This is a genomic window from Flavonifractor sp. An4 (assembly GCF_002161755.1).
Taxonomy (GTDB): Bacteria; Bacillota; Clostridia; order Oscillospirales; family Oscillospiraceae; genus Flavonifractor; species Flavonifractor avicola.
Genome location: NZ_NFIL01000068.1, coordinates 1 through 6,017, shown reverse-complemented (window position 1 = coordinate 6,017; position 6,017 = coordinate 1). Strand labels below are relative to the sequence as shown.

The following is a 6,017-nucleotide window of genomic DNA, read 5'->3' as shown; positions in this document are numbered from 1 at the left end:
ACCTCGGGCTGCACGGAGGGGGTAACCTCGGCGGCGGGGGGAGCGCTCTTGCCCGCGGAGGGGATGAGCAGCAGACAGACGCATACCGCTGCGGCGGCAATGAGCAGGGGCAGGGTGGCGCCGGGGCCGTTTCTCTTGTTTTTCATGCGTTTGGGATGATAGGACTGGGACAATGAAGACACCTCGATCTGTATAAACTGGACCCGGCCGGGGGTCTTGTGTTTGCATCTGTTAGACGGCAGGGGCCAGTGAAAAGTTGAGGGAAAGCCAGTTTATTTTTTCAGAAAAAACGCCGGGGTATCCCCGGCGTTTTTGGGTGGGACTCAGTTCAGGCTGTCCAGCACGCTGCGAGCGGCGTCAGCGTCGGCGGCCACCACCAGCAGGGCGGTGTTGCCGGTCTGCTCCACGATGGCGTGGTTGAGCTTGTCCACCTCTCCGGGCATATAGCTCTCCAGGGCGGTGATCTGATCGCTGACCCGCTTATCCAGGGCCTCCTTGGCGGTTTTGGCGGCAGCTTCATCGGTGAGGGTGAGCACGGCGATTTCTTCCGCGCCCATGGACAGGGAGGTGTACACCACGCAGTCGGTGATGGTGGAGGCGTCAATGCCGTACATGGTGGCGGCGGTGTCCTTGTCCAGGGTGTCCAGGGTGTCGCTGAAGGCGTCGGACTCCAGCAGAGCCTTGGCGGTGGCGGCAGGGTCATAGCTCTTGGCGCTTCCACCGCCTCCGCAGGCGGAAAGGGTCAGGCACAGGGCAAGCACGCCGGGCAGCAGTCGGGTCAACAGGTTCTTCATGGTTCTTTATCTCCTTCCATATCATCTGCATGGGTCTGTCCGGCCTGGTAGATCGCCGGGTCCACGGTGTGTTCCATCAGACAGGTCAGCCATGTTTCATACCAGGGACGCTTGAAGTGGATGCCGTCCGACGTAGCGTCGTCCGGCAGGGGGCCGCCGGCGGTGAGGGCGCCGTACACGTCCACCAGCACCACCTGATGTTCCCGGGCCAGCTGGGCAAACAGCTGATTAAAGGTCTCTATCCGGGAATTGGTGATGCAGGAGGCCTGGCCGTAGACCTTGCATTTGGCCTCGTCCACCGGGGCCAGATTTTGCAGATAGACCACGGCATTGGGCTGAAGGGCCTTTACCTCCTCTATAAAGACGCCGAAGGTGCGCAAATAGTTTTCCTCATTGTAATAACCCAGCTCATTCATACCGAAGGCTATGTAGACCTTGCCGAACTGGGGACCCTTCTCCAGGGCTTCCACAATGGAATAGTCCTGTCCGTCCACCGTCACCAGGCCGGGATTGTTCACCCCGAAAATACTCAGTCCGGTGTAGACGTAGAAGGTGGCGCCCTTGACGCCGCTGTACAGCTCCAGCCCATGGGTGCGGGAGTCGCCGATGAACAGGGCGTCGGAGAAGTAGTCCATGTCCACCGGATCGGTCTTGGGGGCGGGCTGGGTAAAATCAAAGGCAGGTGTAGGGGTAGGTGTAGGCGTGGGAGTGACGGTGGCCGTGGGGAGGGGATCAGCGCCCTCCGCCGGGGAGCGGCTGAGCACCGGAACGGTCACCAGAACCACACCCAACGCAATGGCCGCCAGCACCAGGGGCAGACGGCGGCGGGGCGGCGGAGAGGAGTTGCCGGTAAGCTGGGAATAGAGCGAGCGGGACAAACAAAACACCTCGTTTGAAGTTTAAAAATCAGGGCCGTCCAGCACCAGCGGCAGCAGTTCCTCCAGCCTGGCGATCTCCCAGGTAGGGGTAACGGGGCCGGGATTGGGCAGATGGCGGGGGTTGTACCAGGCGGTATCCAGCCCCATGGCGGCGGCGCCGCCGATGTCGGAGGTCAGGTTATCCCCCACCATCAGGGCCCGGCTCAGGTGGGTGATGCCCAGGGCGTCCAGCACCGGTCGGAAGAAGGCGGGGCTGGGCTTGGAAGCGCCGATCTCCTCGGAGATAAAGAGATGGGGAATGAGTTCTTTCAGGGGGGAGCGGTCAAACCGGCCCCGCTGGGCCCGGGCCACGCCGTTGGTGAGGATGGCAAGAGTGCAGTGCTCCCCCAGGGCCCGGCAGACCTCCAGGGCGCCGGGGAGGAGAAAGGACTGCTCGCCCAGCCGGTCCAGATAGGTCCGGTTGAGGGCGGCGGGGTCGGCGTCCACCCCCAGGGCGGCGGTGAGCCGGGCAAAGCGCTCCACCACCAGCCACTCCCGGGTGGCCACTCCCCGGTCCAGCATGGCCCACAGGAAACTGTTGATGGACACATAGAGGGCCTCGGTCTCCGGGGGACAGGGGATGGAGAAGGCCTCCAGAGCCAGGCGCAGGGCCTCGTGCTCCGAGCGATCAAAATCGAACAGGGTATTATCTGCGTCCAGCAGGACGAAATCGTAGCGTCTCATGGGTGTTTGCCTCCTGACAGGCCCCGCCGGTGATTCTGGTAGTTGGTGACCAGGCGGGCCAGAGAGGCCACCATCAGCACGCCCACCGCCAGGGCTCCGGCCAGGCCCAGGGTGTGGAGCAGAGACTCCAGGAACAGGGAGGTCTCCCCGCTCATGGCGTGCTCCATGGTATAGTAGATGCCGCCGCCGGGCACCAGGGGAAAGAGGGCCACCAGCAGATAGCTGGTCACCGGGCACCGGCGCAGACGGGCCATGATCTCCGACCAGGCGGAGATGGCCAGGGCGGCGAAAAAGGACTGGATGATGTCGCTGTGAACCAGGGGGGCGGCCAGCAGATAGACCAGCCAGCCCAGGGCCCCGCCGCCGGCGCAGATGAGCATACCGGCGGCTCCGTGGATGTTGAACAGCAGGGAAAAGCCGATGCAGGCCAGGAAGGCGTAGATACAGGGCAGATAGTAGGTAAACTCTTCCATGTCAGCCTCCCATCAGCATTCGGATCAGGCCCAGAGCCAGAGCGGTGCCCAGGGCGATGGCCGCTCCGATGAGCAAGGCCTCGGCGGCCTTGCTGATGCCGGCCACCATGTCGCCGGCCATAATATCCCGCATGGCGTTGGTAAAGGCAATGCCGGGCACCAGGGCCATCAGGGCGCCGATGATGATGCTGTCGGAATTCTGGCCAATGCCGGCGGCAGTAAGGGCCAGGGCCACAAAGGCGGACACCGCCGCGCCGGCGATGGTTTTGAAAAAGAGGTTGGCCCCCAGCTTGGAGGTGAAGGCCATACACAGGCAGATCACCATGCCGCAGAGTCCGCCGCACAGACCGTCCCATACCGAGCCGCCGTAGAACAGGGAGAACATCCCGCAGCCCAGGAAGTGGGCCAGCAGCTGGACGGGCAGGGAGTAGACCTTGTGGGTGCGCTCGATCTCCCGCATACTGTCCAGGGCCTCCTCAAAGGGGGGCGTCTCCCGGCACAGGCGGCGGCACAGATCGTTATACCGCTCCAGCAGGTAGATGTCGGTGCCGTGGTTGGGCATCCGGCGAATCTGGGTCATAGGCTCCCCCTGGGGAGAGGTGAGACTGACAATGATGCAGTTGGGGATGGCAAAGACCTCCCCCCGCTCGGCCCCATAGGCCTGGAGCAGGCGGCTGATGGACTCCTCCACCCGGTAGATCTCCGCTCCGCTGAGCATGAGCCGGAAGCCCATTTCGCTTACGATTTCCAGCAGCTCGTTGTAGTCCGGCTTCAACGGGGAGACCTCCTTTCTGCAATAAAAGCGCGGTGTTCCGGTGGACACCGGTTTACAGCTTATCACATTTCCCCCGGGATATCCATACCTTTCTCAGAAATATTACGCCCCCCTGAAAAAAGGGAAGTATTGAATGTAAAAATAGGATTTGGTACAATAACGGTATCAAGAAAGAGAGGAAAGAGAGGTGGTCTTATGCCGCCCAGGGAAAAGACGCCTGCGGAAAAAGCAGCGGAAAAAGCCCGTATTCTGGACGCCGCCCTGGACATCCTTGCGGCCGACGGCTATGAGGGCCTGACCATGCGCCGCCTGGGGCAGAAAATCGGCGCCTCAGCCACCAAGATCTATCTCTATTTTGTCAATAAGGATGAGGTATATCTGTCGGTGGTGATTGAGGGCTACCGCCAGCTGTGCGACAGTCTGCGGCAGGCCATGGAGACGGTCTCCGGCGGGGAGGCCCGGTTTGACGCCTTCCTGCATACCTATCTGGAGTTTGCGTGGAGCCACCCCACCTTTTACGAGGTGATGGCGCTGAAAAAGGTCCCCATGCAGGCCGATTACGCCGGTACGGAGATGGAGGAGGTGGCCCGGCGGAAGTATGAGGCGGGGATGGAGGTCTTTACTCTCACCCGGCAGGTGATGGAGCACTATCTGAGCGACAAGGGATATACCCTCCAGGTGTCCCGGGACGCGGCGGCCTTCTCCATCATCGTATTTCTCAACGGGCTGCTCAATACCTACTACAACAAGCTGGCTCACACCGTATTTTCCGACCTGGATCAGCTGCTGGGCGACTGCATCCGGCTGCTGAAAAATTCCTTCCGCAACAGCGCGCTGTCGGAAGGGGACCAATTCCAAGGCAAATCAGGTGAATGAAGCATGACGGAGGAAGAAAAGATCTTTGCCGGGAAGATGTTCGATCCCCGGCGGCAGGAGCTGAAGGACCTGAAGCACAAGGCCCATGAGGCCTGCCGGAAGTACAATTCCATGGACGAGTACGACCCTGACCGGGGGGAAGTGATCCGGGCCATTCTGGGCCGGGCGGGCAAGGCCTGCTACTTCCAGGGCCCTGTCCAGTTTAACTACGGCTGCCATACCTTTATTGGAGAGAACTTTTTCGCCAACTTCAATTTGATGGTGATGGATGATGCCAGGGTATTCATCGGGGACAACGTGTGCTTTGGGCCCAACGTGTCCCTGATGGCCACCAACCACCCCCTGCCTGCCCAGGAGCGCACCGGCCTGGACGGGGAGGGCCGCACCACCATGGCGGAGTTTGCCCGGGAGATCCACATCGGCAGCGGGGTGTGGCTGGCCTGCAACGTGGTGGTGCTGGACGGCGTCACCATCGGAGACGGAGCGGTGATCGGCGCGGGCAGCGTGGTCACCAAGGACATCCCCTCCGGCTGGCTGGCTTACGGCAACCCCTGCCGCCCCATCCGCCCCATTACGGCCGCCGACAGCAAACGGGAGCTGATCCTGGAGGAGGATCTAAACCACTTCGCCTGGAACCTCACAACATAAAAAAGTGCGCCGCATTGCTTGTATTCCGCGTATGGGACAAAATGGAATGGCAATGCGGCCGCATATAACGGCTCGTTGTTTGTGGTTCAGGATCACCGCATCCGTCGGTTGTCTCCCCTTGAAACAGAGCGCCTGATGGGCTTCCCTGATCATTACACCGATCTTCCGAAAGCAAAAAAGACCAACCGATACCAGAGCACAGGAAATTCTTGGGCTGTACCGGTTGTCCGCTGGATCGGCAATCGCTTGATTCACGAAAACAGGCTTGGAATCAATCTCGATTCCTTCCAATTTGCGTTATGCGCCCGTTCTACCCGCATTTCCAATACCCAGGTTTTTTATGATTTTGGAAAAGACATTGTTCCTTTGGAGAACGGCTTGTCCTTGAATTGTTCTGCAATACCTGAGAACTGTACCTTTGCAGGAATGGACAGCATCGTATCTCCCGATGCACCCGAAGATATTTATATTTCTCCCGTCGGTTGTTTTGGAATTATCCGCAGAAAAAAGGAACGGAATCTGAAAATCAATGCCCGGCTTGAGGAAGTGCTGCTTTCTATCTCATCCCAGATGTCCCCTGAAGAGATTGAAAAAAGATCCCGTGTACAGCGCCGCGGACGTTTCAGCACACCAAATGAAGCAAAAGAGGCAGAGGTACAAAAATGTGCTGTCTGTGCAGGGGAATAGGAAACTCATAAAAATAGGGCTGGCACCCAAGGTGCCAGCCCTATTTTTTGACGTTGGTGGTACCAAAGTCAACCCCCGGCTATGCCGGGGGTAAAAAATAGCTTATAGCGAGGAGGAAAGTAGAAAAGTAAAAAACTCCCTGATAAGGTAGGAGTGGTTTGCC

The 6,017-nt window shown here is 59.8% G+C and carries 8 protein-coding genes; 3 read left to right on the top strand and 5 right to left on the bottom strand.

Annotation, left to right across the window (positions count from 1 at the left end; translation table 11 throughout):
- Positions 1 to 323: 323 nt before the first annotated feature.
- Genes B5F94_RS15285 through B5F94_RS15265 form a run of 5 tightly spaced genes read right to left on the bottom strand, consistent with a single transcriptional unit; the run spans position 324 to position 3,643 of the window.
- The gene (locus B5F94_RS15285) at positions 324 to 794 is read right to left on the bottom strand and encodes a DUF4358 domain-containing protein (RefSeq protein WP_087188496.1); all 471 of its coding nucleotides are present in this window, start codon (positions 792 to 794) and stop codon (positions 324 to 326) included.
- Positions 791 to 1,672, bottom strand: a complete 882-nt coding sequence (locus B5F94_RS15280) for a GDSL-type esterase/lipase family protein (protein WP_087331375.1) — start codon at positions 1,670 to 1,672, stop codon at positions 791 to 793. Before B5F94_RS15280 ends, B5F94_RS15285 begins: the two co-directional genes overlap by 4 nt.
- A gap of 21 nt (positions 1,673 to 1,693) precedes the next feature.
- Positions 1,694 to 2,395 (bottom strand): YjjG family noncanonical pyrimidine nucleotidase, encoded by a 702-nt coding sequence (locus tag B5F94_RS15275; protein WP_087331373.1) that lies wholly within the window; start codon positions 2,393 to 2,395, stop codon positions 1,694 to 1,696.
- Complete coding sequence (locus B5F94_RS15270; RefSeq protein WP_087188493.1) at positions 2,392 to 2,868, bottom strand: threonine/serine exporter family protein; 477 nt, start codon at positions 2,866 to 2,868, stop codon at positions 2,392 to 2,394. Before B5F94_RS15270 ends, B5F94_RS15275 begins: the two co-directional genes overlap by 4 nt.
- Before the next feature lies 1 nt (position 2,869).
- Positions 2,870 to 3,643 (bottom strand): threonine/serine exporter family protein, encoded by a 774-nt coding sequence (locus tag B5F94_RS15265; RefSeq protein ID WP_206406187.1) that lies wholly within the window; start codon positions 3,641 to 3,643, stop codon positions 2,870 to 2,872.
- 195 nt (positions 3,644 to 3,838) lie between these two features.
- Between B5F94_RS15265 and B5F94_RS15260 the strand changes: the two genes are divergently transcribed.
- The 3 genes from B5F94_RS15260 (at position 3,839) to B5F94_RS17095 (ending at position 5,854) form a co-directional block, all read left to right on the top strand.
- Entirely contained in the window at positions 3,839 to 4,519 is a 681-nt protein-coding gene (locus tag B5F94_RS15260; protein ID WP_087331371.1) for a TetR/AcrR family transcriptional regulator, read from the top strand.
- A 3-nt stretch (positions 4,520 to 4,522) separates the two neighbouring features.
- Positions 4,523 to 5,167 carry a sugar O-acetyltransferase gene (locus B5F94_RS15255; protein WP_087331370.1) on the top strand — a complete coding sequence of 215 codons (645 nt, stop codon included), beginning with the start codon at positions 4,523 to 4,525 and terminating at the stop codon, positions 5,165 to 5,167.
- An 81-nt stretch (positions 5,168 to 5,248) separates the two neighbouring features.
- Positions 5,249 to 5,854: a DNA cytosine methyltransferase gene (locus tag B5F94_RS17095; protein ID WP_343212838.1), complete on the top strand. Its 606-nt coding sequence runs from the start codon at positions 5,249 to 5,251 to the stop codon at positions 5,852 to 5,854.
- The last annotated feature ends 163 nt before the right edge of the window (positions 5,855 to 6,017 follow it).

Excerpts from the sequence above, each read along its gene's own strand:
- B5F94_RS15285 (WP_087188496.1), bottom strand. The coding sequence starts at position 794 with ATGAAGAACCTGTTGACCCGACTGCTGCCCGGCGTGCTTGCCCTGTGC.
- B5F94_RS15275 (WP_087331373.1), bottom strand. The coding sequence starts at position 2,395 with ATGAGACGCTACGATTTCGTCCTGCTGGACGCAGATAATACCCTGTTC.
- B5F94_RS15270 (WP_087188493.1), bottom strand. The coding sequence starts at position 2,868 with ATGGAAGAGTTTACCTACTATCTGCCCTGTATCTACGCCTTCCTGGCC.
- B5F94_RS15260 (WP_087331371.1), top strand. The coding sequence starts at position 3,839 with ATGCCGCCCAGGGAAAAGACGCCTGCGGAAAAAGCAGCGGAAAAAGCC.
- B5F94_RS15255 (WP_087331370.1), top strand. The coding sequence starts at position 4,523 with ATGACGGAGGAAGAAAAGATCTTTGCCGGGAAGATGTTCGATCCCCGG.